The following is a 23160-nucleotide window of genomic DNA, read 5'->3' on the forward strand; positions in this document are numbered from 1 at the left end:
TTTTCACCTCCAGTGAATGTTGTAAATAGGGCCTCTTGGACTTTCGTTGTAGTAGGGGCGCGTGCAGTGAGGGCATCCGCGAGTTTTCAAAGCCTCTTCCGGGAACTCGCCGTTCCATTCAACGTCAATAATTTTACCATTTGAGTCGAAAATTATATTCTCCGGTTTTATCAGGTTTTTCTCGAGAAGGTAAGTTACCAACTGAATTTTCCTGTAACGCTCCAGGGAAGGTCTTTCCCTGTTTTCAAAGGCCGTTCCCCTGATGGGTGTGAAAGCAAACAGAGAAACCACGATATTTCTTTCTCTTGCCCACACTATAAAATCAACGATGTCTTTATCGCTTTCACCCAGTCCAACTATCACGTGCGTTGTGATCTTTCCAGGGAACATTTCCGCTGATTTTTCCAAAATATGGAGGTGTCTCTCGTACTTTCCTCCTCTGATTTTTTCAAAAAGATCTTTGTTGGGGACATCCACAGCGATACTCACTCTGTCCGCCCCAAGTTCGAAATACTCTGTAACTTCCTCCACACTGATAGCTCTGACACTCACTGAAACCGGTATTCGAAACCTCGGAATGATCAACCTGAGATCCTTTCCGTAGCCAGGATAAGAAACAACCTGGATACAAACCCTCTTGAAACGATCGTTCAATTCGTCGAGTAGATCTTCCGAAACCTCTTTCCAGGTGACCCTGGAGAGAAAATGAGATGGGCTTGTGGAAGAGCGTGACTGCGCACAATAAAGGCAGTTGTAAACGCACCTTTCTCCAAGCATGAGATAAGCTGTGTCCATCTCTAAAGACAATCTTCCATTCACTTTCTGAATTGTTCCGTAAGATGCTCTGAGTATCATTTCTCCACCTCAAACTCGTATTCTCTTTCTTGGTTTCTCAGATGAACCCTGCTCCCTTCCACACTGATCTCGAAGCCGTTCAAAAATTCAGGAATCGACTGTTTTGCTTCCAATCGCATGAGCACACCATCTGCGGTTCTTTCAGCTATTTCTCTTTCCCTGTAAAGTAAAAATATCCTTCTCGCATGAATGGAAACACTGCAAACCGTGAAAAAGATCACTGTGACGATGAGAAGAGCAAAAAGAACTTCCATGACAAGAGAACCTAACTGAAAAGAAGATAAGAAAGTATCAGAAGAATTCCCATGACAAGAAGCGCCAGCACGAGAGCGAGGAGAAAATCCGAACTCGTCGTTTTCTGAACGGGCTGAGGAGAGTTTCTCAGTTTCAACTTTTCTTGCTTCGATTCTTCCCCCTCCTTGAGCATCTCTCCTATTTTTTCCATCCATTCTTCATCGGAAATCTTCACCCTGCTTTCACCGCGTTTTATCTTCAAATTCGGGGATACTATGGCTTTTCCAATTATTCCCTCTTCAAACTCTACTTTCAAAAGATAAAGATTTCCTTCCCGGGTCTTTACGATTTCTTTTGAAAGGATTTTTCCGGGGAGACTCGCTACGTTTTCTGTTCCGAACTTTTCCTTCAGAAACCTCTTGAACTTCTCCGAAAACTCTTGGCTTCCATAGTTCAGGATCACGAAATCTATCCTCTCTTCCACATCTATCTCTTTTATGGTCACGCCGTTCAAAGGATCAAGAACCGGAAACACTTCCGGCAGATTTCTCAAGTCTTCTCTCTGAAACAATTTGAAAACTTCATCAGTCGAGAGTTCTTCGAAGTGTTCTTTCACCACTTCAATGGAAACGTCTTCATAGTCCAGAGGTACTCCTACCACTTCAACCTCTAGTTTTTCAGACCACTCCCTGAAAAGGTCGGCTATGAAGACCCTGAGCGCCTCGTGATCACCACTTTCAACGAGCCTGAAAAACTCGCTCCCCACCAACCGGAGGTTCTGTTTTCTGCTTTGAATCAGCCAGAAATTGAAGAATTCATCCGTTATGGCAGAAGCTTCCAGTACTTCTTTCAAAGCCGATTCCTTTTTTGCTTTAAAATCCTCAAGGAACTCTTCAAATCCAAGATTCAAATCTACAGAATATTTCCGGACGTACCGACCCGGTATCACGAAAAAATCGTACTCGGGGATCTGGTTGAGTTTGCCGAGGAAATACCCCTGAACGATTTCGGATGTGAGTTTCGATGTGACTCTGAACTTCACAAAATAGAGATCCACTCACTACTCCTCCCTGACTATCACATAATCTCCCGATTCTAAAGTTTTCGATTTGAAGTCTTCAGGTCTTACACCAATACCTATAACACAGTTCTTTCCTATCACCATGTCGTCGGGAATCACAGAGTTCATCCCAACCACTGTCAGAAGACCCGAGTACACCTTTGGATCCAGTTTGCTTTCAGCGTCTTCACCTACTCCCATCCTGACGTTGTTTCCTACTTTTACATTTTCCGCTATTATCACGTTCTCTAGATAGCAGTTCTCTCCTATCTCAGTTCTGGTCATTATGACTGAATTTTTCACCACCGTTCCTCTACCGATCTTCACACCCTGGAAAATAACAGAGTTGAAAACGTTGCCGTAAACCTCTGCTCCTTCACTCACAAGAGAGGTGGAGACCTTCGAACCAGGAGCCACGTAAGCAGGCGGCATCTCTTCGGTATGGGTGAAAAATCTCCAGTTTGGATCGTAGAGATTGAAAGGCGGCACTGGAAGAACAAGCTCCAGATTGGCTTCCCAGTAAGATCTGAGCGTACCAACATCTCTCCAGTACCCGTCGAATCTGAACGCGTAGAGAGAACCGAGATTTTCTCTCAAAATTCTTGGAATCACGTCTTTTCCAAAATCGTGGGAACTGTTTGGATCGTTCTCGTCTTCGATGAGAACTTTCTTCAGGAATTCATAGTTGAAGACATAGATTCCCAGAGATGCCAGGTTCGATCGGGGTTTTGCCGGTTTTTCTTCAAAATCGACGATCCTCCCATCCACATCCGTTATCATGATACCGAACCTGCTCGCTTCTTCGATGGGCACTTCCATGCAGGCTATCGTTCCATCCGCCTCTTTGAGCAGATGATAATCTATGAGATCGTTGTAATTCATGGCATACACGTGATCTCCCGAGAGGATGAGGACGAGTTCCGCATCGTTTTCTTCGAGAAATTCAAGATTCTGATAGACGGCATTGGCAGTCCCTTTGTACCAGTCAGACTCATGCCTTCCAACGTAAGGTGGAAGAATTTCAACCCCTCCGTCCTTTCTGTCCAGATCCCAGGGTCTTCCAATACCTATGTGTTTCGAGAGAACATGGGGTCTGTACTGGGTCAAAACTCCTACCCTATAGATTCCAGAATTCACACAATTGCTCAGAGTAAAATCTATGAGACGGTATTTCCCTCCAAAAGGAACCGCAGGTTTCGCTATTCTCTCCGTGAGAACTCCGAGCCGCGTCCCCTGACCACCCGCCAGTATCATCGCAACGGTATTTCCCATAAGATTTCACCTCACAAAACTGCTCTTTTTTCGAAAACAGGTAACTCTGTGTCTCCTTCGATGACACGACCTTCTCTCACGATACAGTTCTTGTCCAGGATCACGTTTCTCAGAACTGCGCCTTCTTCCACGACAGTGCTTTCCATGATGATGGAATTCTCCACTACTGCCCCAACTTTTATTCGCACGTTTCTGAAAATGACAGAATTTCTCACCGTACCGGAAACTATGCTCCCATCTGCGATCAAAGAATTCTCAACAACAGCCGTGGTCGTGAATTTTGGAGGGGGGAGATCCTTCAGCTTCGTATAAACCTTCCCGTTTCTGTAGAAGAGCTCATCGCGTACTTCTTTTTTCAATATATCCATGTTTATCCTGTAATACTCTTTTATTCCCTTCTTCACGTTTCTCCAGTAACCATCGAACCTGTAAGCGTAGACCTTCAATCTATCAAGGTTGGGAATCACTATGTCGAGAAGGAGATCGTACTTCCCCTGGGGAACTGTTGCATAAAGAAGTTCCTTGAGCAGTTCTTTGTTCATGAAGTAAACCCCAAGAAACGCGATGTTCCCTTTTGGATGCGCAGGTTTTTCTTCTATCTCCACCACTCTCATATCATCGTCGAGCTGAACTATTCCATATTCACTCAAGTTGTACGTCTCATCGAGTTCTTTAACTACGAGAGTTATGTCCGCTCCCTTTTTTAGATGGTAGTTGAAAAGATCCCTGTAGATCATCTTGTAGATGTGATCTCCCGAACCTATCAAAACGTGATCTTCCTCGCCCCTTCTTAGAATGGTCATATTCTGGAAGATGGCATCCGCCGTTCCCCTGTACCAAACTTCTCTGTTCGGCCCAACGTAGGGCTGGAGAATGAACAATCCTCCGCTTTTCCGATCGAGGTCCCATTCCTTTCCAGAACCCAGATGGTCCATCAAACTCCTTGGATTGTACTGAGTAAGGATACCCACTTTCCTGATGCCGGAATTCACCATGTTGCTCAAAGTGAAGTCTATAGCCCTGTACTTTCCAAACACAGGAACCGCCGCACTGGCTCTCACCTTCGTCAGAGGCCACAAACGATCACTTTTTCCCCCAGCAAGAATCAATCCAAGCACCCTCATTCTTCACACCTCTCTTCCTTCGTTCACTAAAGAATTCTATCACCTCCACTCTTCTTCTATAAAACCGTCCGAAAGTTTTTTCAGTAAATCTACAATGAAATTGGTGTTAGAATCCGGATATTCCCTCACGACAAGATAAACTCTCTCTCCAAAACTTCTCATGGCAGACATGAATCCCATCACCCTGAGAACGTGACCGATCATTTCGGGGAAGATCAGAAAATCACCAGAAGGAAAATCAAGCTTTTCTGGCTCGAAGTCCGGCAGATCGAACATTTCCTTGAGCTTTACTCCATAACGTCTGGAAAAGAGTTCTAACATGGCACACGATAACGAGAAAAGCACTTTCGGATGTTCTGGAAAATGCGCCTCGAGTCTCTCGAAGAGACCAAAAATCTGACTTGATTTTGCTTCCTTGAGAATCCCCTCATATTCTTCAAGAACGGCCACAAAAATCTTGTAATGCTCTCCCAGCGATCTTTCGGGAACTATGGTCGATCCTCCCTTGAATTCATCTTCCATCAGTTCTAACTTCACAATTTCTCTGTCTCTCCATTTTTCAAGATGATAAGTTAGAATCATTTTTCCTACCCCCTGTCTGGAAAAGCTTTAAATAAAGTGTTAAAATTCCTTCAGAGGTGGTTCTACTATGAATATATCAACTATCGTGTCGAATTTAAAGGATCTCATTTTAGAAGTTCGTGCACCCTACGATCTCGAAATAACAGGTGTGTCCAACCACTCTTCTAAGGTAAAAAAAGGAGATCTCTTCATCTGCAGAAGAGGGGAAAAGTTCGATTCCCACGAGATAATACCCGAAGTGATGGAAAAAGGAGCAGTGGCTGTTGTCGTCGAAAAAGAGATAGATCTGGATTTTCCCCACATTCAGGTTTTCGATTCTCGCTATTTTGAGGCAAAGGTAGCCAGCCTCTTCTTCGAAGACCCCTGGAAAGACGTTTTAACCTTTGGAGTCACAGGAACAAACGGCAAAACCACAACAACCATGATGATCTACCACATGCTCACCTCCCTTGGGGAAAGAGGAAGCGTTCTCACCACCGCTGTGAAGAGAATTCTTGGAAGCTCCTACTACGACGACATCACCACACCGGATGCGATCACCATCCTTTCCGCCATGAAAGAGAACAAGGAAGGTGGAGGAAAGTTCTTCGCCCTCGAAGTCTCCTCTCACGCACTGGTCCAGAAAAGGGTCGAAGGAGTCAGATTCGATGTAGGAATATTCACCAACATATCACGCGATCACCTCGATTTTCACGGCACATTCGAAAACTATCTGAAAGCAAAGCTTCATCTCTTTGATCTGCTGAAAGATGATGGGGTTGCTGTTCTGAACGAATCACTGGCAGACGCTTTCAATCGGAAGTCGCGAAAAATCACCTTTGGAACATCGAAAAACGCCGATTACAGGTTGGGAAACATAGAAGTGAACTGGGAAGGGACACAGTTCGTTCTGGAAACTCCCGATGGTTTGTTGAAAGTTTTCACGAAAGCAATAGGAGATTTCAACGCTTACAACGCCGCGGCCGCTATCGCAGCTCTCCACCAGCTCGGATACGATCCAAAAGAATTGGCGAGTTCCCTTGAGACGTTCACAGGAGTCGAGGGAAGGTTCGAAGTAGTACGGGGAGCAAAGAAGATTGGCCTCAACGTTGTCGTCGATTTTGCCCATTCTCCAGATGCACTGGAAAAATTACTGAAAAATGTCAGGAAGATCTCTCAGGGAAGAGTGATAGTTGTCTTCGGGGCCGGGGGAAACAGCGACAGAGGGAAACGTCCCATGATGTCCGAAGTCGCATCAAAACTCGCTAACGTTGTTATTCTCACAACCGACGATCCACGAGGGGAAGACCCGGAACAGATAATGGAAGACCTGATAAAGGGTATAGATAAACGTAAACCTTATCTGGTGCTCTTCGACAGAAGAGAAGCCATTGAAACAGCTCTTACCATCGCCAACAGAGGAGATTCTGTTGTCATAGCGGGGAGAGGCCATGAAAGATACCAAATAATTGACGAAGAAAAGAAGGTGCCGTTCAAGGACAGAGAGGTCGTGGAAGAGATCTTGAGAGAAAAGCTGAAGGGGAGGAAATACGCCCAATGAAAGATCTCCTCACAAGGCGCTTTGTTCTGAACTCGAAAGAAGTGAGAGAAGGTGATGTGTTCGTCGCTGTGAAGGGGAAAAAATTCGATGGTCACGATTTTATAGATGAAGCCCTCAGGAACGGTGCTTACGCGATCATTGCCGAGAGAAAAACGGTGGATTCTGATAGAATCTTTCTCGTAGAAAGCTCCGTTGACACGCTTGCTAAGCTGGCCCGAGAAAAGCTCGGGAATTTTTCCGGTACAGTCGTTGGTGTAACAGGTTCATCGGGAAAAACCACCACGAAAGAGATATTGTACAACCTTCTCAAAAACAAGAGAAGTGTTTTCAAAACACCGGGAAACATGAACACGGAGTACGGGTTGCCACTCTCCATCCTCAACGATTACAAAGGAGAGGAAATCCTGGTTCTCGAAATGGCCGCGAGCAGGCCCGGTGATATCGCTCACCTGTGTAAAATCGCTCCTCCGGATGTCGCCGTTCTCCTCAACGTTGGAAGCGCTCACCTCGAGTTTTTTGGAACACGAGAAAGAATCATGGAAACCAAGATGGAGATCATCAAGCACTCGAAAGAAAATGCGACAGCCGTAACACTCTTTGACGATCCCGATTTGAGAAGGGAAGTACCTTGTTACAGAAAAACGTTGTTCTTCGGCAAAGAAGGCGGTGACTCGGTTCTAAAGGATTGGTGGTACTATGAGGGTTCCACGATCGCAGAGTTCGAAGCTTTTGATTCTCTTTTTACAGTGAAACTCTCCGGATACTGGAACGGAGGGCAACTCTTGAACATCGCCGCTTCTCTGTGTGTCATGAGAGCTTTGGGCGAAACTGTGGATATCTTCGATCTTGCCAGCCTGAAAACAGTTCCCGGCCGTTTCAATGTGAGAGAAAAAAAAGGTGTGCTGATCGTGGACGATACGTACAACGCAAGCCCTGAAGCGTTTCAAACTTCTATAGAGGCGCTTCTTCGCTTTCCTGGAAGGAGATTCGCCGTTGTTGGAGCAATGAAAGAGCTTGGGGAGAGGTCGAAGGAATTTCACGAAGAGCTCGGAGAGAGATTGAACGTTCTGGATGGGGTGTACATTTTCTTGTCAGAACCCGAAGCGGAATGGATCAAGTCCAAGAAGATCATTCTGAAGTCAGACGATCCCGAAAAGATAGCGAAAGATCTTGCTTCCAGGGTAACAGAAGGGGATGTGGTTCTCTTCAAAGCTTCAAGAGCGGTGAGAATAGAAAAAGTTCTGGAAATGTTTGAAAAGGAGCTGGAGAGAAAATGATAGCAGCAAATTTTCTTCTGAACCTTTTTCTTTATCCGATCCTCATAAAACTCTTCAGACGAAGAAGAATCGGGCAGTACATAAGGAAAGAAGGCCCAGACCTTCACGGCTACAAAGAGGGTACCCCCACCATGGGAGGTATTCTGTTCGTTCTGACCGGTTTTCTGTTTGGAATGATTTCGAAGACAACTACGATGGTGTTGCTCGGCATGTTTCTCTTCTTCCTCATCGGTTTTCTGGATGACTTTCTCAGTGTGGTAAGAAAAGACTCCACGGGGTTGAAAACTTATCAGAAGGCTCTGCTTCAGACTCTATCAGCCCTCATTATGTTGCTTCTGATACGTCCTGAAACGAACGTCGATTTCTTTGGCTTCACGATTGAGATGGGAAAGTGGTATTACCTCTTCGCGCTCCTGGTCATCGTGGGAAGCTCGAACGCCATGAACCTGACGGACGGACTGGATGGGCTGGCCGGTTGGATATACGTGAGCGGAAGCATCCCTTACTGGTTTTTCCTCAAAGAAAGGGGAGTCTCAGAGGACATTCTGCTGATCCTTGGAGCCGGTGTTCTTGCCTTTCTAGTGTTCAATTCGAAACCCGCAAAGATCTTCATGGGAGACACAGGTTCTATCACACTCGGTGGGGTTTTGGGAACTGTTTCCGTTCTAACGAAAACGGAGTTCTATCTGGTGCTTTTCTTTTTGATCCCCGTCATCGAAACATTGAGCGTTATTCTTCAGGTGGGATCTTTCAAGATCTTCAAACGCAGGATATTCAGAATGTCTCCTCTGCACCATCACTTCGAATTGATCGGATGGAGCGAGGAAAAAATCGTGGCAGTGTTCACCGTTTTCAATCTGGTGTCTTCTCTTGTCGTTCTTGAGATCTTCGGGGTGATAGCGTGAGAATAGGCTTTCTGGGTTTTGGAAAGAGCAACAGGTCCCTTCTGAAATATCTTTTGAAGCATCAAGAAGCGAAATTTTTCGTGAGCGAAGCAAAAACTCTGGACGGTGAAACGAAAAAATTTCTGGAAGAACACTCCGTGGAATACGAAGAAGGAGGCCACACCGAAAAACTCCTGGATTGTGATGTTGTTTACGTGAGTCCCGGAATAAAACCAGACACGAGCATAATCAAACTCCTCTCCTCCAGAGGTGCGAAACTATCCACAGAACTTCAGCTTTTCCTGGACAATGTAGATCCAAAAAAGGTCGTGGGCATCACGGGGACTGACGGAAAAAGCACCGCTACCGCCCTCATGCATCATGTGCTTTCCAGAAGAGGATTCAAGACTTTCCTTGGTGGAAACTTTGGTACACCGGCTGTGGAAGCCCTGGAAGGAGAGTACGACTATTACGTACTGGAAATGAGCAGTTTCCAGCTTTTCTGGAGCGAAAGACCGTATCTTTCAAACTTCCTCGTTCTGAACATATCCGAAGATCATCTGGATTGGCACTCCTCTTTCGAAGAATACGTTGATTCAAAGTTGAAACCGGCTTTTCTCCAGACAGAAGGAGATCTGTTCGTCTACAACAAGCACATCGAACGTTTGAGGAATCTGGAGGGTGTGAGATCCAGAAAAATCCCTTTCTGGACAGGTGAAAACTTTGCCACAGAAAGAGAACTGATCGTCCACGGGAAGAAATACACACTTCCTGGGAACTATCCGTATCAGACGAGGGAAAACATACTGGCAGTTTCCATTCTTTACATGGAAATGTTCAACGAACTGGAAAGTTTTCTGGAACTTCTCAGAGATTTCAAACCGCTCCCGCACAGAATGGAATACCTGGGTCAAATAGATGGAAGACATTTTTACAACGACTCGAAAGCTACGTCGACACACGCGGTACTGGGTGCACTCTCCAACTTCGACAAGGTGGTTCTCATAATGTGTGGAATCGGCAAAAAAGAAAACTATTCTCTCTTCGTGGAAAAAGCCAGTCCAAAGCTGAAACATCTCATCATGTTCGGAGAGATATCTAAGGAACTTGCTCCGTTTGTGGGGAAAATTCCTCACAGCATCGTCGAAAACATGGAAGAAGCCTTTGAGAAAGCAATGGAAGTCTCTGAAAAAGGTGATGTGATTCTTCTCAGCCCGGGAGGAGCGAGCTTTGACATGTACGAAAACTACGCAAAAAGAGGTGAACACTTCAGAGAGCTCTTCGAACGACACGGAGGGGATAAAGTTTGAACGAAAAATCTCTCGTGTTCTTTGTCATCGTACTTTTGTGCGTGGGCTTCATATCTCTCAGCAGTTTTGAAATAGTTCAGGATTACGTGAAGCCAGTCAGCGACAGCACACATGTGGTGCTGAACCATTTGATGAAGCTCGCGGTGGCCATCGCTTTTTTCGTTGTCTTCCTCTACACGGACCACAGATTGCTTTTCTCAAAACAAATCATCGTGGGGGGATACGTCCTCTCCCTTGTTCTTCTGACGGTCGTGCTGTTTCTCCCCTCGGGTGAGAGAGGTGCACACAGGTGGATAGATCTTGGTAGCTTTTCATTCCAGCCATCCGAACTGGTCAAAATCTACATTCTTCTGTTTCTCGCGTGGTACGTTGAAAAAAACTCCCTGTTCATGAAAAAATTCTTCAGGGGATTTTTGAAGCCGATTCTTCTTGTTTCTCCTCCACTCTTCCTTGTTCTGATAGAACCCGATTTCAGTACTTTTGTGCTTCTTGTTTTCATGGTTATCCTCACACTCTACGCTGCTGAAACTCGCGGGATTTACGTGCTGAGTTTCTTTCTGGTGATAATTTTTCTTTTTATTTCCATGTATAAAACCGGTGTTCTGGAACATTTCCTGAAAAATTACCAGATGGAAAGACTCATATCGTATCTGAGAGGGAACGTTTCAGAACAGGTTGTTGAAGCAGTGAACGCTATAAGAAACGGTGGTACGCTTGGTAAAGGACTGGTTCTCGGCGAGGAAAAGCTCTTCGTGCCTGTGGTGACAAGCGACTTCGTGTTAGCTATAGTGGGAGAAGAGCTTGGCTTCATAGGTCTGGGAGTTGTCCTGTTCTCATTTTACGGATTGGTTCACAGCCTTGTGAAGGTCGCTACGAAAATGCACACGGTTCCATCAGTCAGAACGTTCATCTCCGGTTTCGCTATTTTGATAATGCTTCAGGTGATGACGAACGTCGGTGTCATATCCGGAATTCTTCCAGTCACGGGAGTAACTCTTCCTCTAGTAAGCTATGGAGGGAGTTCACTTCTTTCTATCATGATAGGCTTTGGAATAGTCGGAAATATGATTCTGGAGAGTGAAAGAGAGTGATAAAGATCGCTGCAGCTGGCGGTGGAACTGGTGGACATCTCTATCCACTTCTGGCTATCCTCGAGACGCTCGCGAAAAGAGTTGACGTGAAGGTCCTGTTCTTCGCTGTAAAAGGCAAAATCGATGAGAGAGTTGTGAGAAAAGATCATCCAGAGTTCGAAACAGTTTCAATCGATGTCAGAGGTTTGCTCAGGCCACTCCATCATCCAAAAAACCTGTGGAGAACCTTGAAGATAGGAATTGCTACGATCGAAGTAAAGAAACATTTGAAGCGCTTCAAACCGGATTTAGTGGTTCTCACGGGTGGATACATATCTGGAGTTGTGGGGCTAGCCGCTAAGGATCTTGGGATACCCATCTTTGTTCACGAACAAAACGTCGTTCCAGGACTCGCAGTGAAAGTTCTCTCACAGTACGCGAAGAAAGTTTTCGTCTCTTTCGAAAGAACCCGAAATTATCTGAGAGAATGGCAGGATAAAATCGTCGTCACTGGATGTCCGGTGAGAGAAACGGAAAAAGAAGCACCTCTGAAGGATTTCGTGCTTGTCCTAGGTGGAAGTCTGGGAAGCGAAGCGATAAACGAGTTGATGGAAAAGGTGTATCCAGAACTTCAGGAAACTCAATTCGTACATTCCACGGGATCAGACGATTGGACAAAAAGGCTTTCCGCTTTTCCAAATGTAACAGCACTCACTTACATAGACCCCATGGGAGCCTACTGGAAGAAAGCGATCGCGTCCATTTCAAGGGCAGGGGCGAGTACAATCGCAGAGATGATGTACTACGGTGTTCCCGGAATACTGATACCGTGGGAAAGTTCCGCCGAATCACACCAGCTTGAAAACGCTCTGGAAGCGGAAAGGCTGGGGTATGGTATCGTTATCAGAGAAAACGAGGCGTCTCCTCGGAAAATAATCGAGTCTATTGATAAAGTAGTGAAAAAAGGTAAAATAGAGAAGATGAAAGAAAACCCTGCTTCCAAAATATCTGAGGAAATACTGGGGGAGATAATGTGAAAATTCATTTCGTAGGAATTGGTGGAATTGGAATGAGTGCCGTGGCTTTACACGAATTCTTGAATGGAAACGATGTTTACGGTTCAAATATAGAGGAAACAGAAAGAACCGCTTATCTAAGAAAATTAGGAATTCCGATTTTTGTGCCACACTCCGCAGACAACTGGTACGATCCCGATCTGGTTATAAAAACCCCCGCTGTTCGTGACGACAACCCGGAGATAGTACGCGCCAGGATGGAAAGGGTCCCGATCGAAAACAGACTGCATTATTTCCGAGACATTCTGAAACGGGAGAAAAAGGAAGAGTTCGCTGTAACCGGAACCGATGGAAAAACCACAACAACCGCTATGGTTGCGCACGTTTTGAAACATTTGAAAAAGTCTCCAACGGTGTTCCTTGGAGGCATAATGGATTCCCTCGAACACGGAAACTACGAGAAAGGAAACGGGCCCGTAGTTTACGAACTCGACGAGAGCGAAGAGTTTTTCTCAGAGTTCTCCCCAAACTATCTCATAATCACAAACGCCAGAGGAGATCATCTGGAAAACTACGGCAACTCTCTGTCCAGATACAGATCGGCCTTCGAAAAGATCAGCAGGAACACCGATCTGGTAGTCACCTTCGCAGAGGACGAACTCACATCCCATCTGGGTGATGTAACTTTTGGCGTGAAGAAAGGCACGTACACCCTTGAAATGAGAAGCGCTTCTCGCGCCGAACAAAAAGCAGTGGTGGAGAAAAATGGAAAGAGATATCTCGAACTCAAACTCAAGGTTCCCGGTTTTCACAACGTTTTGAACGCACTGGCAGTGATAGCACTCTTCGACTCGCTCGGGTACGATCTGGCGCCAGTGCTTGAAGCACTGGAAGAATTCCGGGGAGTTCACAGGCGCTTCTCCATCGCGTTTCACGATCCGGAAACGAACATCTATGTGATAGACGATTATGCTCACACACCAGACGAGATAAGAAACCTTCTTCAGACAGCAAAAGAAGTCTTCGAAAACGAAAAAATCGTGGTGATATTCCAGCCGCACCGATATTCCAGACTGGAAAGAGAAGATGGAAACTTCGCAAAGGCGCTTCAGCTGGCGGATGAAGTTGTGGTCACGGAAGTCTACGACGCGTTCGAAGAAAAGAAAAACGGCGTCTCAGGGAAGATGATCTGGGACTCTCTCAAGTCGCTCGGTAAAGAGGCATATTTCGTTGAGAAGCTTCCGGAACTGGAAAAGGTAATCCCCGTGAGTGAGAACACTGTCTTTCTTTTCGTTGGTGCCGGAGATATCATCTACTCTTCCAGAAGGTTCGTGGAACGTTATCAGAGCTCCAAAAGTTCTCCTTCGCGCGTCCTGGGATCGAACAAATAGACGGTGCTCTTACCGGAAAGATAACCACACGCTTCTCCAGGATTCACCACGAGAGTTTTTCCTTCTTTTCTCACATCTACTCTATGAGTATGCCCGTAGAGAATCAGATCGAACTCCTGGGAGCGAACGATCGCATCCAGAAGAATGGGTTCGTGCATCATCGCTATTCTTAAACCATCGACCTCCAGGGAAATGGGTGGTTTTTTGATTCTTCCGCCGGATCTTTTGTCCAACAGCAGTACCTCTCCGTCGTTGTTTCCAAAAACACCGTAGAAATCTACCCCTTCTTTGATCAATCTTCCAAGTGTGAACGGCGCAACGAAGTCTCCACAGTGAAAAACTTTTTCTATATTCTTCTCAGATAGAAGTTCTTCCACCTTTTTCAGAACCTCCATGTTATCGTGAGTGTCACTGAGTATCAGCCACATTCGCATCACCCCCATGTATAGTTTACCGCCATGATTATGGACGTTGAAACGATCGTGAAGAAAGTGATGAGCCCGCTCGCGAGTTCCGCATCGTAACCCTTTTCAACCGAGTACACGAGTGTCATGATGGCAGAAGGAAGAAGCGGTGAAAGAAACAGGTTCATTTCCTCGAAAGAAGAAAGAGAGAAGATCTTCACTGCGATCAGAGCAACAAGCAACCCGGCGGCATACTTTACGAGTCCCGCCATTAAAATCAGACGGAATTTGTCGTAAACCGATCTGAAGCTGAGATAGTATCCCACAAGAAAAAACACGAGGAAGGCATTAGCGTTCTTTATCGTCCGCGCAACATCGAGAACAATACCAGGTGGAACCACTTTGAGGCTGTTCATCGTTATTCCGACAAGGAGGAACAGAAACGGTGGAAAGGTGAAAACCTTCAGTATTCCCTTTTTGTTCTGCTCAGCCACTGCTTTCCCCACACCAAATATGAAGAAAGAATTCCCCAAGTCGAACAGGGCGAAGTTAACCACCGATGCTTCTCCCCAGAGGCTTTCCGCCAGAGGATACATGAACAAACCTGTGTTGAAACCAACGAAAGAGAGAATGATCGGGATTCTCACTCTTGGGTCCTTTATTCTCGAGAAAAACAGAAAGGCAAGAAAGATGAGAAGAAGGTTACTCAAAATACCCGTTGCAGTGAAGGCGAACTTCGAAAAGTGAAAACGCGAAGTGGAAAAACTGTAGAAGATCGCCGCAGGCAGTGTGAAATTCACCACCAGTTTCGAAAGGACCTTACCAGTATCTCTTTCGAAAAATTTCTTCGTCAGATAACCGATCAGTATGATGACCGAAAATTCCATTCAGTGCACCCCTGAGAGGAATTCTACCAGAAAAAGAGGGCGTCTCTTTGACGCCCTCTTTATGGTTTTCTAACACCAATTTTCTTCTTTTCCTTCTTTTTCTTGAACTCACACACACCCACCGGACATTTATCAGCGCCTATGTGGGCTCTGAATTCTTCCTCGAAGTTGTCAACGATCGAGAGCAGAGGAACCGGAATGCTTTGACCCAGTCCGCAGAAAGAAGTTTCCCCTGCGTTTCGAGCGATCTCCCTCAACGTATCGAGATCCTCTTTTTTGCCTTCGCCTCTGCTTATTCTCTCCAAAATATTGACGATCATCCTCGTACCTTCCCGACACGGTGTACACTTCCCACACGACTCGTGTTCGAAGAACCTCATAACGGTGAGTGCGAGATCCACCACACAGTGAGTCTCGTCAGCAACGAGAATCACTCCTGATCCGAGAGAAACTCCGTACTTTGCGTAAGAATCAAAATCGAGTGGAACGTCGAGTTTGTCTGGTCCGATGAACGTTCCTGCACTACCACCCGTTTGCACCACTTTCAACTTCCTGCCACCCTCAATCCCCCCACCAAATTTGAAGATGAGATCTCTCACCGTCACTCCCATTGGCACTTCCACGATTCCCTTTCTCACCACATTACCCACGAGGGAGAACACTTTCGTCCCAGGAGAAGACTCGGTGCCGAACTTTTTGAACCACTCCGCACCGTTCATTATTATCCTTGGAACGTTCACAAAAGTTTCCACGTTGTTCACAACGGTGGGTTTTCCAAAGAGACCAAAGGTGGGAGGGTAAGGAGGTTTCAGCCTGGGTCGAGCGGGTTTCCCCTCTATGGACTCTATCAACGCCGTCTCCTCTCCCGCCACGTAAGCTCCCGCCCCGAGCCTTATTTTCAGATCGAAGTTGAATCCACTTCCGAGGATGTTCTCACCGAGGAATCCGTACTCGTAAGCCCGTTCTACAGCTTTTTTCAAGATTTCTATCGAACTGTGATACTCTCCCCTTATGTATATGTAACCCTTCGTTGCACCAACCGCGTACCCCGCTATGATCATGCCCTCTATCAAAGAATGAGGATCACCCTCCATGATGAGCCTGTCTTTAAAGGTACCGGGTTCTCCTTCATCGGCGTTGCACAGAACATATTTCTGGTCGGCAGAAGCTTTGTAGGTGAATTCCCATTTCAGACCTGTTGGAAAACCGGCTCCACCTCTTCCCCTCAGCCCACTTCTCTTTATCTCTTCGATTACCTCTCCTGGTTCCATCTGGAGTGCCTTGGCGAGGGCAAAATAACCGTCTCTTGCGATGTATTCCTCTATACGAGTGGGATCTATCTCTCCTACGTTCTTTAGAACGATACGAGTTTCTTCGGCCACCTTCTCTACCTCAACGGTTCCTTTTATTTGACTCTCGGGAACTTCAAGATCGAACACTCTCCTTCCCTTGAGAATGTGCTCTTCGAAGATCCTCTTCACATCCAATTCATTCCTCACAACGTAGAAAACACCGTCGGGAAGAACGGAAACAATCACTCCTTCTGGATAAATTCCCATGCTACCCGTTTCCAGTACATCGACGGTATCTTCGAGATTGTGTTCCTTCACAAGATCCCTGAAGTAATTGAGAAAGTGACGAGCACCCATCAACACACTGTTCGAATCAACTGAGACCAGAACTGTTATCGGTTTCATAGCGACTCACCTCTCAGTCTATCTATGAGATCCTTCACACGACCAGGTGTCATATTACCGTAATACTCGTCGTTCACCATGATCACCGGTGCAACACCACAAAGGCCCAGACAACTCGTCATTTCGAGTGTGAAAAGACCATCAGAAGTGGTCTGGCCAAAGTCGATTTTCAGAATTTCCTTGAGGGCTTTGACCACTTCTCTCCCGTTTTCAACATGACACGGAAGACTCTCACAAACCCTTATCACGTATTTTCCCTTCGGTTTTGTCGAGAACATGGTGTAGAACGTCAACACCTCGTACACTCTGGAGAGCGGCACGCCAAGCTCTTCAGCCACGATCTCAGCAGCCTCCGGTGGTATGAAGTTGTCAAAGCGCTTCTGTATCTCGTGCAGGGTGTTTATCAAAACGTCTCTCTCTTCTGCTGTCTCTTTAGCTTTCTGGACGATCTCTACTATTACCTCCCTCATCTTCACTCCCCCTCGTCAAAAATTTCACAATTATTCACGAAAAATTATACCACTTTTTCTGTGCCATTTAAAAAAGGTTTTTCAACCAGTCAAAAATAGGAATCAAAACCAGCGCCGGAAGTAGGTTCCCAACCTTTACCTCTTTCAGTTTAAGAATCCTTATTCCAAGACCCAGAATCATGACACCACCTGTGCCAACAAAATCGGAGATAAACGCATCACCTGTGAGAAAAGTCAAACTCTTTGCGAAAACAACGAGAAGTCCCTGAACGAGGAACACAGAAACTGCCGAGAGAAAAACCCCTGTTCCTAAGGTTGCCGTGAGCACTGTGGCTGACACTGTGTCTAGCACCGTTTTCACGAGTATCAAATCCGCGTTTCCCGTGAGTCCTATGTTTATGGATCCCACTATGGTCATGGGACCAACCAGAAAGAGAAGCGAAGAAGTGAGAAAACTCTCCGCAAACCCCTGAGAATTACTGAACTTCTTCCCAATACCTTCTATTCTGTCCTCTATTCTGAACAACTCTCCGATGATGCCGCCTGCAACGAGTGCGAGGAGAATCATCAAAAAATCATCACCCTGCGTGACCATCCGGATACCTATACCCATTGTGGTGAGTCCTATCACCGTGAAAAGGATGTCGTGTAATCTCTGAGGAATCTTTCTTTTGAACAGGAAACCCACGGACGCACCGATCAAAACTCCAAGTGCGTTCAGAAGAACAGCGTAGTGAAACATTATACCAACCTCCCGCTCTGCGCGAACAGACCGAATATTCCCCCCGTGTGGATGAAAAGAACGTTCTTTCCTGAATTTCTGAACATTTCGATCATTCCTCTGAAGGCTTTTGCCGTGTAGACCGGATCGAGGATGATACTTTCTATCGAAGCTACTTCTTTCAAGATCTCCACATCCTCACTGGACGGAATCGCATATCCCGGCCCTCTGTAATCGTCCACCACTTTGAAAACAGTTTCGTTGATCTTCAGACCATGCTCTTCCATACCACTAATTATTCTTTTCACCTTCCCCACAAAATAATCCGAGTTTTTCGTGGTGACGTTCACACCCACCACAGGTACGTGATATTCCAGAAAGGAAATTCCAGCTGACAAACCCGCTATGGTTCCACCACTTCCAACAGCACACACGATAGCATCGAAAGATTCGAGGTTCAATTGATCTTTCATCTCCAGCACCGCATTGAAGTAGCCAAAGGCCCCAAGGGAGTTCGATCCCCCTTCGGGTATCACGTACACCTTTTCACCTTTCTTCTCTCTCATCTTTTTGTGAACATCGAAGATCTCATCGATGCGTTCGTACTCTTCCTGGGAAACTTCCACTATTTCAGCACCGAGGAGAATGTCGAGGAGAAGATTTCCGTTCAGAACCTTCTCTCCTTTTCTGAGGAAGAGAACAGGTTTCAAACCGTGTTTTCTCGAAACGTATGCCGTTGCTCTGGCATGGTTCGACTGAAGACCTCCACAGGTGAAGACAGTTGTTGCTCCTTTTTTAAGAGCTTCCCAGAGAAGATACTCCAGCTTTCTGATTTTGTTGCCCGATCCCACAAGCTCTGTGAGATCGTCTCTTTTAACGTAGATGTTGAACCCGTATTCTTCCGAGAGTCTTTTGAGAAACTGAACAGGTGTGGGTTTAAGGGAAAGATCGATTCTCATTCGTCTCCCCCTCTTTTTGTTTGTTAGAATTGTAGCACGGGAGGGAGAGAGATTGATAGGAGAAAAGATCATTTCTTTCGAATCCATAGACTCCACGAATCGTTTCTTGAAAGAGAATTACCGCTTCTATCCCGATGGCACGGTAGTGGTTGCGTTGGAGCAGACCTCAGGATACGGAAGAAACGGAAGACACTGGCACTCTCCAAGGGGTGGACTATGGTTCTCTGTGCTTTTCAAACCGAGAAAGTCACTGGAGCTTTCGTTTTACACAAGGGTGTTCTCAGTAGCGGTTGTGAAGACTCTTGAAAACATGAAAATACACGCGAACATAAAGTGGCCCAACGACGTGTACATAAACGGGAGAAAGCTCGCAGGAGTTCTCTCAGAGGGAATTTTTGAAGGTGCAAAACCTCTCGCCGTTGTCGTGGGAGTGGGGATGAACGTGAACAACGAAATCCCAGCCGAGTTGAAAACAAGAGCGATCAGTCTGAAGGAAATCACGGGAAAAGAAATCAGCGTTGTGAAACTCATAGAGTCGATATTGAAGAACGCACGCGTGATTTTCAGAAAGTATTCAAAGAAAAAAGAAGCTCTGACGAGGATCTGGAAAAGATACCTTCTTCAGAAAGAAGGAGATATCATATCTCTGGAAGGAAAGAAAGGAAAGATCGTAAAGATAAACCCTGATAGTCTGTTAATAGACTTCGACGGAGAGATCAAAAAGGTTTACTCACTCTCTCCTCACTGAGGACTTCGTAGCCTCCGTTTCCCACAACCCTTAGGGTTATTTTCTTGGTTGGTAAGAACACCTCCACGATGTCTCCGTCCTTTACCTCGTACGAGGCTTTCGCGGGTCTTCCGTTCACCAGGACCCTCTGCCCCTTCAGCAGTTTCTGGGCAATCGTTCTTCTCTTCACCACCGAGATCTTGAGAAACAAATCTAATCTCATGAATTGCACACCCTTTCCAAAAGCTCATCGTCGCTCATTGAGAAGGGGTCTTCTCCTTTCAAAACTAATCTTCTCATAACCAGCATCTTGCTCGTGAAGAAGCGAGGGTCGTATTTTTCAAGGAATTCCATTCTGGTCCCGTCGAAGACCTTCTTTCCCTTCTCGAGTACCACCACACGATCCACGTGATTTATAACTGTTTCGATATCGTGAGAAATGAGAATGACCGTCTTTCCAAGGGTCTTCCACTTCTCAACAATTCTCAGAAGGTCTGTTTTCCCTTCCCGGTCCAGCCCCACTAAAGGCTCATCGAGGATGAGAATATCCGGTTCGTGAACGATCACAGAAGCGATCGCTACTCTTCTCTTCTCACCGCCGGACAGGAAAAACGGCACTCTGTCTTTGAAAGAGTCGAAATCCAGTCCCACGAACTCCATCGCTTTCTTCACCAGGGGAACAGGATCCCTATCTGGATAGAAGTTTTTCACGGCGAAAGCCACTTCGTCAAAAACCTTCTCCGCGAAGAACTGATCCTCGGGATACTGGAAAGCGATTCCTATGTTCCTTCTTATCTCGTAACCTTTCTTTCTTTCTCCGTCGTAAAGCACGGCACCTGAAGTGGGTTCTATCAAACCTGCTACAATTTGAAGAAGGGTCGACTTCCCAGATCCCGTGTTCCCAGCAACAAGGAGACATTCTCCTTCGTTTATCACAAGGCTTACATTCTCGAGTGCTTTTTTCTCCAAGGGTGTTCCCCTGTGAAAGATGTGAGAGACGTTGACCACTTCTATCCTCATGTTGAAGATTATATCACGTGGTAAAATTTAACGAGAGGTGAATGACTCTATGAACATTGTTGAACGATTGAGAGACCTGTGGAAAAAGATAGTAGACATGTGGAGCTCCATGCCTCGGGAAAGGAAATTCCTCGTGGGAGGAATAGGGATTGCCCTTGTAATAACGATCGTTCTGTTCGCCGTTGTAACGTCCGTTCCTCACTACAGACTCCTTGTGGCTGGCCTCAACGAAGACGAGGCAGGTGTGATCATCCAGAAGCTCGAGGAGATGAACATTCCTTACAAAGTATCCCCTGGGGGAGATATATACGTTCCTGACAGTTACAACGTCTATGAACTCAGAATGAAACTGGCGTCTGAAGGGGTTCTTGGAAGTTCAAGGAAAGGTTTTTCGATACTCAGTGAAAACTCTTTCGGAGCCACGAGCTTCGACAAGCAGGTCAAATATCAGATCGCTTTACAGGAGGAACTCGAAAGAAGCATCATGACGATAAAAGGTGTGAAAGATGCAAGAGTTCACCTGGTCCTTCCGAAGTACACCTATTACGTTCGTGGTGAGATGGCAGAACCCCGAGCATCAGTTCTCGTGGTCTTGGAGCCCGGTGCAGAACTCACCCGCGAACAGGTGAGAGGAATCGTTGAGCTCGTCTCAGGAGCCGTTGAAGGGTTGAAACCGGAGAACGTGAGGGTAGTGGATAACTACTCCAGATCGCTGAGCGACATGTTGGAAACAGACGAAGGAACTTTCCTTGCCTCCAGCAAACTGGAATTGAAGCAACAGCTTGAAAAATACTACGAAAGCAAAATAAAGAAAGCACTGGAAAGTGTCTTCGGTCCTGGAAGGGTGGAGGTAATACCCGACATATCGATCAATTGGTCCAAGATAGAAACGGAGATGAAAAAGTACGAAGCACCTGCCAGAAGAGAAGGTCTGGTGAGGAGTCAGGAGACGCAGGTGGAGAAGAGCCAAAACCTTTCTCCAACCGGAGGACCAGCGGGAACGGATTCGAACATACCGCCTTTCACCTATCCATCAGCCACATCCGAAGGAACGAGTACCTACGAACGAACCCATACCATCACCAACTACGAATTGAACGAAGTGTATCAGAAGATAATACAGAACCGCGAAGGGGAGATCTCCTCGCTTTCCGTCGCCGTCATAATCGATGCCTCTTCTTCTGTTCTTCAAAACAACAGTGACTGGAGCAGTGTAATAAACGATCTCGTGGAAAAAGGGGTGGGCTCCATAACGTCTTCCGCCTCTCTCAGCGTCGCGGTTGCCTTTTTGCCATTCGATCGCTCCATCGAAAGAGCTCTTCAGGAAGAGTTGAAACAGATTGAAACGAGAAGAAGGTTCATCCTGTACTCGGTGGGAATAGCCCTGCTTGGATTTCTCACGTTCATACTCATCTATCTTGTGATCGTTCAAATAAGAAGAATAAGGGCAAGAAGACTCGCAGAAGAACGGAGAAGAAAACTGGAAGAAGAGGTGAAAGAAATCCTCCAGGAAGAATTGAAGGAGGAAGAGGTATCGCCAGAAGAAAAGGAACTGCTCGAACTTGTAGAAGAGCTGGAGAACATCTTTTCCCGTTCACCTTCCGACATTGCCGAGATAGTCCGACTGTGGTTCTTTGAAAGGGGATGAGGATATGCCCGAGAAAAAGACTGATGGTAAAAGAAAGGCCGCAGTCCTTCTGGTGGCCCTTGGACCCGAAAAAGCAGCCCAGGTGATGAAACACCTTGATGAGGAAACGGTGGAACAGTTGGTGGTGGAAATCGCAAATATTGGAAGGGTTTCTCCAGAGGAAAAAAAGCAGGTTTTGGAAGAATTCCTGAGCCTCGCCAAAGCAAAAGAAATGATATCAGAAGGTGGTATAGAGTACGCAAAAAAAGTTCTGGAAAAAGCATTCGGGCCTGAAAGAGCAAGAAAAATCATAGAAAGGTTAACCTCTTCCTTGCAGGTCAAACCTTTCAGCTTCGTAAGAGACACAGATCCTGTCCAGCTCGTGAACTTTCTCCAAAGCGAACATCCGCAGACTATAGCGGTTGTTCTGAGTTACCTTGATCCCCCTGTCGCGGCTCAGATTCTTGGAGCGCTTCCCGAAGAGCTTCAGACAGAAGTTCTGAAGAGAATAGCCCTGCTCGAACGCACTTCTCCAGAAGTTGTTAAAGAGATAGAAAGGAACCTGGAGAAAAAGATCTCTGGATTCGTGAGCCGAACGTTCAGCAAGGTAGGTGGAATCGATACAGCTGCAGAGATAATGAACAGCCTGGACAGAACCACTGAGAAGAAGATCATGGACAAGCTGGTTCAGGAGACCCCCGAACTGGCCGATGAGATAAGAAGAAGGATGTTCGTCTTCGAAGACATTCTGAAGCTCGACGACAGATCGATACAGCTTGTGCTGAGGGAAGTGGACACGAGGGACCTGGCCCTCGCTTTGAAAGGAGCCTCCGACGAGCTGAAAGAGAAGATATTCAAGAACATGTCAAAGAGAGCCGCTGCGCTACTGAAAGACGAACTCGAATACATGGGTCCTGTGAGACTCAAAGATGTGGAGGAAGCCCAGCAGAAGATAATAAACATCATAAGAAGGCTGGAAGAGGCCGGCGAGATCGTTATCGCAAGAGGTGGAGGAGAGGAGCTGATCATGTAG

At 46.2% G+C, this 23160-nt stretch carries 24 protein-coding genes; 10 read left to right on the forward strand and 14 right to left on the reverse strand.

Annotated features, from left to right (window positions below; genetic code table 11):
• Nucleotides 1-3: 3 nt before the first annotated feature.
• The 6 genes from TRQ2_RS03600 to TRQ2_RS03625 are packed head-to-tail and all read right to left on the reverse strand — an operon-like array spanning nucleotide 4 to nucleotide 5127.
• A complete protein-coding gene (locus tag TRQ2_RS03600; protein ID WP_012310690.1) occupies nucleotides 4-855 on the reverse strand; it encodes a radical SAM protein in 852 nt (283 codons plus the stop codon).
• Nucleotides 852-1109 (reverse strand): hypothetical protein, encoded by a 258-nt coding sequence (locus tag TRQ2_RS03605; protein WP_012310691.1) that lies wholly within the window; start codon nucleotides 1107-1109, stop codon nucleotides 852-854. The genes TRQ2_RS03600 and TRQ2_RS03605 overlap by 4 nt, the downstream gene beginning before the upstream one ends.
• Before the next feature lie 11 nt (nucleotides 1110-1120).
• Complete coding sequence (locus TRQ2_RS03610; RefSeq protein WP_012310692.1) at nucleotides 1121-2146, reverse strand: DUF4899 domain-containing protein; 1026 nt, start codon at nucleotides 2144-2146, stop codon at nucleotides 1121-1123.
• 3 nt (nucleotides 2147-2149) lie between these two features.
• Nucleotides 2150-3421: a glucose-1-phosphate adenylyltransferase gene (locus tag TRQ2_RS03615; RefSeq protein WP_012310693.1), complete on the reverse strand. Its 1272-nt coding sequence runs from the start codon at nucleotides 3419-3421 to the stop codon at nucleotides 2150-2152.
• 11 nt (nucleotides 3422-3432) lie between these two features.
• Nucleotides 3433-4545, reverse strand: coding sequence for a glucose-1-phosphate adenylyltransferase subunit GlgD (gene glgD, locus TRQ2_RS03620; RefSeq protein ID WP_012310694.1), 1113 nt, complete (start codon nucleotides 4543-4545; stop codon nucleotides 3433-3435).
• 39 nt (nucleotides 4546-4584) lie between these two features.
• Nucleotides 4585-5127 carry a hypothetical protein gene (locus tag TRQ2_RS03625; protein ID WP_011943291.1) on the reverse strand — a complete coding sequence of 181 codons (543 nt, stop codon included), beginning with the start codon at nucleotides 5125-5127 and terminating at the stop codon, nucleotides 4585-4587.
• 67 nt (nucleotides 5128-5194) lie between these two features.
• On the opposite strand from TRQ2_RS03625, the gene TRQ2_RS03630 reads away from it, so the two are divergent.
• Genes TRQ2_RS03630 through murC form a run of 7 tightly spaced genes read left to right on the forward strand, consistent with a single transcriptional unit; the run spans nucleotide 5195 to nucleotide 13615 of the window.
• Nucleotides 5195-6667 carry a UDP-N-acetylmuramoyl-L-alanyl-D-glutamate--2,6-diaminopimelate ligase gene (locus tag TRQ2_RS03630; RefSeq protein ID WP_012310695.1) on the forward strand — a complete coding sequence of 491 codons (1473 nt, stop codon included), beginning with the start codon at nucleotides 5195-5197 and terminating at the stop codon, nucleotides 6665-6667.
• A complete protein-coding gene (gene murF, locus TRQ2_RS03635; protein WP_012310696.1) occupies nucleotides 6664-7944 on the forward strand; it encodes a UDP-N-acetylmuramoyl-tripeptide--D-alanyl-D-alanine ligase in 1281 nt (426 codons plus the stop codon). The genes TRQ2_RS03630 and murF overlap by 4 nt, the downstream gene beginning before the upstream one ends.
• Nucleotides 7941-8849, forward strand: coding sequence for a phospho-N-acetylmuramoyl-pentapeptide-transferase (mraY, locus tag TRQ2_RS03640; RefSeq protein ID WP_012310697.1), 909 nt, complete (start codon nucleotides 7941-7943; stop codon nucleotides 8847-8849). Before murF ends, mraY begins: the two co-directional genes overlap by 4 nt.
• Complete coding sequence (gene murD / locus TRQ2_RS03645; protein WP_012310698.1) at nucleotides 8846-10138, forward strand: UDP-N-acetylmuramoyl-L-alanine--D-glutamate ligase; 1293 nt, start codon at nucleotides 8846-8848, stop codon at nucleotides 10136-10138. Before mraY ends, murD begins: the two co-directional genes overlap by 4 nt.
• Nucleotides 10135-11229, forward strand: a complete 1095-nt coding sequence (locus TRQ2_RS03650) for an FtsW/RodA/SpoVE family cell cycle protein (RefSeq protein ID WP_012310699.1) — start codon at nucleotides 10135-10137, stop codon at nucleotides 11227-11229. Before murD ends, TRQ2_RS03650 begins: the two co-directional genes overlap by 4 nt.
• Entirely contained in the window at nucleotides 11226-12245 is a 1020-nt protein-coding gene (gene murG, locus TRQ2_RS03655) for an undecaprenyldiphospho-muramoylpentapeptide beta-N-acetylglucosaminyltransferase (protein ID WP_012310700.1), read from the forward strand. The genes TRQ2_RS03650 and murG overlap by 4 nt, the downstream gene beginning before the upstream one ends.
• A complete protein-coding gene (gene murC / locus TRQ2_RS03660; RefSeq protein ID WP_012310701.1) occupies nucleotides 12242-13615 on the forward strand; it encodes a UDP-N-acetylmuramate--L-alanine ligase in 1374 nt (457 codons plus the stop codon). The genes murG and murC overlap by 4 nt, the downstream gene beginning before the upstream one ends.
• On the opposite strand, the gene TRQ2_RS03665 is transcribed toward murC, so the two are convergent.
• The 6 genes from TRQ2_RS03665 to TRQ2_RS03690 all read right to left on the reverse strand — a co-directional run bounded on the left by TRQ2_RS03665 (nucleotide 13567) and on the right by TRQ2_RS03690 (nucleotide 18753).
• Nucleotides 13567-14043, reverse strand: coding sequence for a metallophosphoesterase (locus TRQ2_RS03665; protein WP_011943298.1), 477 nt, complete (start codon nucleotides 14041-14043; stop codon nucleotides 13567-13569). The two genes, murC and TRQ2_RS03665, sit on opposite strands and share 49 nt — an antisense overlap.
• Nucleotides 14044-14048: 5 nt before the next feature.
• The gene (locus TRQ2_RS03670; protein ID WP_012310702.1) at nucleotides 14049-14906 is read right to left on the reverse strand and encodes an AEC family transporter; all 858 of its coding nucleotides are present in this window, start codon (nucleotides 14904-14906) and stop codon (nucleotides 14049-14051) included.
• Nucleotides 14907-14965: 59 nt separating this feature from the next.
• A complete protein-coding gene (gene nuoF / locus TRQ2_RS03675; RefSeq protein WP_012310703.1) occupies nucleotides 14966-16603 on the reverse strand; it encodes an NADH-quinone oxidoreductase subunit NuoF in 1638 nt (545 codons plus the stop codon).
• Entirely contained in the window at nucleotides 16600-17073 is a 474-nt protein-coding gene (gene nuoE / locus TRQ2_RS03680) for an NADH-quinone oxidoreductase subunit NuoE (RefSeq protein ID WP_011943301.1), read from the reverse strand. Before nuoE ends, nuoF begins: the two co-directional genes overlap by 4 nt.
• 67 nt (nucleotides 17074-17140) lie before the next feature.
• The gene (locus TRQ2_RS03685; RefSeq protein WP_011943302.1) at nucleotides 17141-17815 is read right to left on the reverse strand and encodes a DUF554 domain-containing protein; all 675 of its coding nucleotides are present in this window, start codon (nucleotides 17813-17815) and stop codon (nucleotides 17141-17143) included.
• On the reverse strand, nucleotides 17815-18753 hold the full coding sequence (locus TRQ2_RS03690; RefSeq protein WP_011943303.1) for a pyridoxal-phosphate dependent enzyme: 939 nt from the start codon (nucleotides 18751-18753) through the stop codon (nucleotides 17815-17817). The genes TRQ2_RS03685 and TRQ2_RS03690 overlap by 1 nt, the downstream gene beginning before the upstream one ends.
• A gap of 52 nt (nucleotides 18754-18805) precedes the next feature.
• Here TRQ2_RS03690 and TRQ2_RS03695 point away from each other — a divergent pair, with 52 nt between their 5' ends.
• Nucleotides 18806-19501: a biotin--[acetyl-CoA-carboxylase] ligase gene (locus TRQ2_RS03695; protein ID WP_011943304.1), complete on the forward strand. Its 696-nt coding sequence runs from the start codon at nucleotides 18806-18808 to the stop codon at nucleotides 19499-19501.
• On the opposite strand, the gene TRQ2_RS03700 is transcribed toward TRQ2_RS03695, so the two are convergent.
• Complete coding sequence (locus TRQ2_RS03700; protein WP_011943305.1) at nucleotides 19470-19703, reverse strand: RNA-binding S4 domain-containing protein; 234 nt, start codon at nucleotides 19701-19703, stop codon at nucleotides 19470-19472. The two genes, TRQ2_RS03695 and TRQ2_RS03700, sit on opposite strands and share 32 nt — an antisense overlap.
• Nucleotides 19700-20500 (reverse strand): energy-coupling factor ABC transporter ATP-binding protein EcfA2, encoded by an 801-nt coding sequence (gene ecfA2 / locus TRQ2_RS03705; protein ID WP_038033346.1) that lies wholly within the window; start codon nucleotides 20498-20500, stop codon nucleotides 19700-19702. Before ecfA2 ends, TRQ2_RS03700 begins: the two co-directional genes overlap by 4 nt.
• A 49-nt stretch (nucleotides 20501-20549) precedes the next feature.
• Here ecfA2 and fliF point away from each other — a divergent pair, with 49 nt between their 5' ends.
• A complete protein-coding gene (fliF, locus tag TRQ2_RS03710; protein WP_012310705.1) occupies nucleotides 20550-22148 on the forward strand; it encodes a flagellar basal-body MS-ring/collar protein FliF in 1599 nt (532 codons plus the stop codon).
• Nucleotides 22149-22152: 4 nt separating this feature from the next.
• Nucleotides 22153-23160, forward strand: coding sequence for a flagellar motor switch protein FliG (gene fliG / locus TRQ2_RS03715; protein ID WP_012310706.1), 1008 nt, complete (start codon nucleotides 22153-22155; stop codon nucleotides 23158-23160).

Source organism: Thermotoga sp. RQ2 (assembly GCF_000019625.1).
GTDB lineage: Bacteria > Thermotogota > Thermotogae > Thermotogales > Thermotogaceae > Thermotoga > Thermotoga maritima.

Bases quoted from the DNA above. Each gene is read 5' to 3' on its own strand.
- TRQ2_RS03600 (WP_012310690.1), bottom strand. From the start codon at position 855: ATGATACTCAGAGCATCTTACGGAACAATTCAGAAAGTGAATGGAAGA.
- TRQ2_RS03605 (WP_012310691.1), bottom strand. From the start codon at position 1,109: ATGGAAGTTCTTTTTGCTCTTCTCATCGTCACAGTGATCTTTTTCACG.
- TRQ2_RS03615 (WP_012310693.1), bottom strand. From the start codon at position 3,421: ATGGGAAATACCGTTGCGATGATACTGGCGGGTGGTCAGGGGACGCGG.
- glgD (WP_012310694.1), bottom strand. From the start codon at position 4,545: ATGAGGGTGCTTGGATTGATTCTTGCTGGGGGAAAAAGTGATCGTTTG.
- TRQ2_RS03625 (WP_011943291.1), bottom strand. From the start codon at position 5,127: ATGATTCTAACTTATCATCTTGAAAAATGGAGAGACAGAGAAATTGTG.
- TRQ2_RS03630 (WP_012310695.1), top strand. From the start codon at position 5,195: ATGAATATATCAACTATCGTGTCGAATTTAAAGGATCTCATTTTAGAA.
- murF (WP_012310696.1), top strand. From the start codon at position 6,664: ATGAAAGATCTCCTCACAAGGCGCTTTGTTCTGAACTCGAAAGAAGTG.
- mraY (WP_012310697.1), top strand. From the start codon at position 7,941: ATGATAGCAGCAAATTTTCTTCTGAACCTTTTTCTTTATCCGATCCTC.
- TRQ2_RS03665 (WP_011943298.1), bottom strand. From the start codon at position 14,043: ATGTGGCTGATACTCAGTGACACTCACGATAACATGGAGGTTCTGAAA.
- TRQ2_RS03670 (WP_012310702.1), bottom strand. From the start codon at position 14,906: ATGGAATTTTCGGTCATCATACTGATCGGTTATCTGACGAAGAAATTT.
- nuoF (WP_012310703.1), bottom strand. From the start codon at position 16,603: ATGAAACCGATAACAGTTCTGGTCTCAGTTGATTCGAACAGTGTGTTG.
- nuoE (WP_011943301.1), bottom strand. From the start codon at position 17,073: ATGAGGGAGGTAATAGTAGAGATCGTCCAGAAAGCTAAAGAGACAGCA.
- TRQ2_RS03685 (WP_011943302.1), bottom strand. From the start codon at position 17,815: ATGTTTCACTACGCTGTTCTTCTGAACGCACTTGGAGTTTTGATCGGT.
- TRQ2_RS03690 (WP_011943303.1), bottom strand. From the start codon at position 18,753: ATGAGAATCGATCTTTCCCTTAAACCCACACCTGTTCAGTTTCTCAAA.
- TRQ2_RS03700 (WP_011943305.1), bottom strand. From the start codon at position 19,703: ATGAGATTAGATTTGTTTCTCAAGATCTCGGTGGTGAAGAGAAGAACG.
- ecfA2 (WP_038033346.1), bottom strand. From the start codon at position 20,500: ATGAGGATAGAAGTGGTCAACGTCTCTCACATCTTTCACAGGGGAACA.
- fliF (WP_012310705.1), top strand. From the start codon at position 20,550: ATGAACATTGTTGAACGATTGAGAGACCTGTGGAAAAAGATAGTAGAC.
- fliG (WP_012310706.1), top strand. From the start codon at position 22,153: ATGCCCGAGAAAAAGACTGATGGTAAAAGAAAGGCCGCAGTCCTTCTG.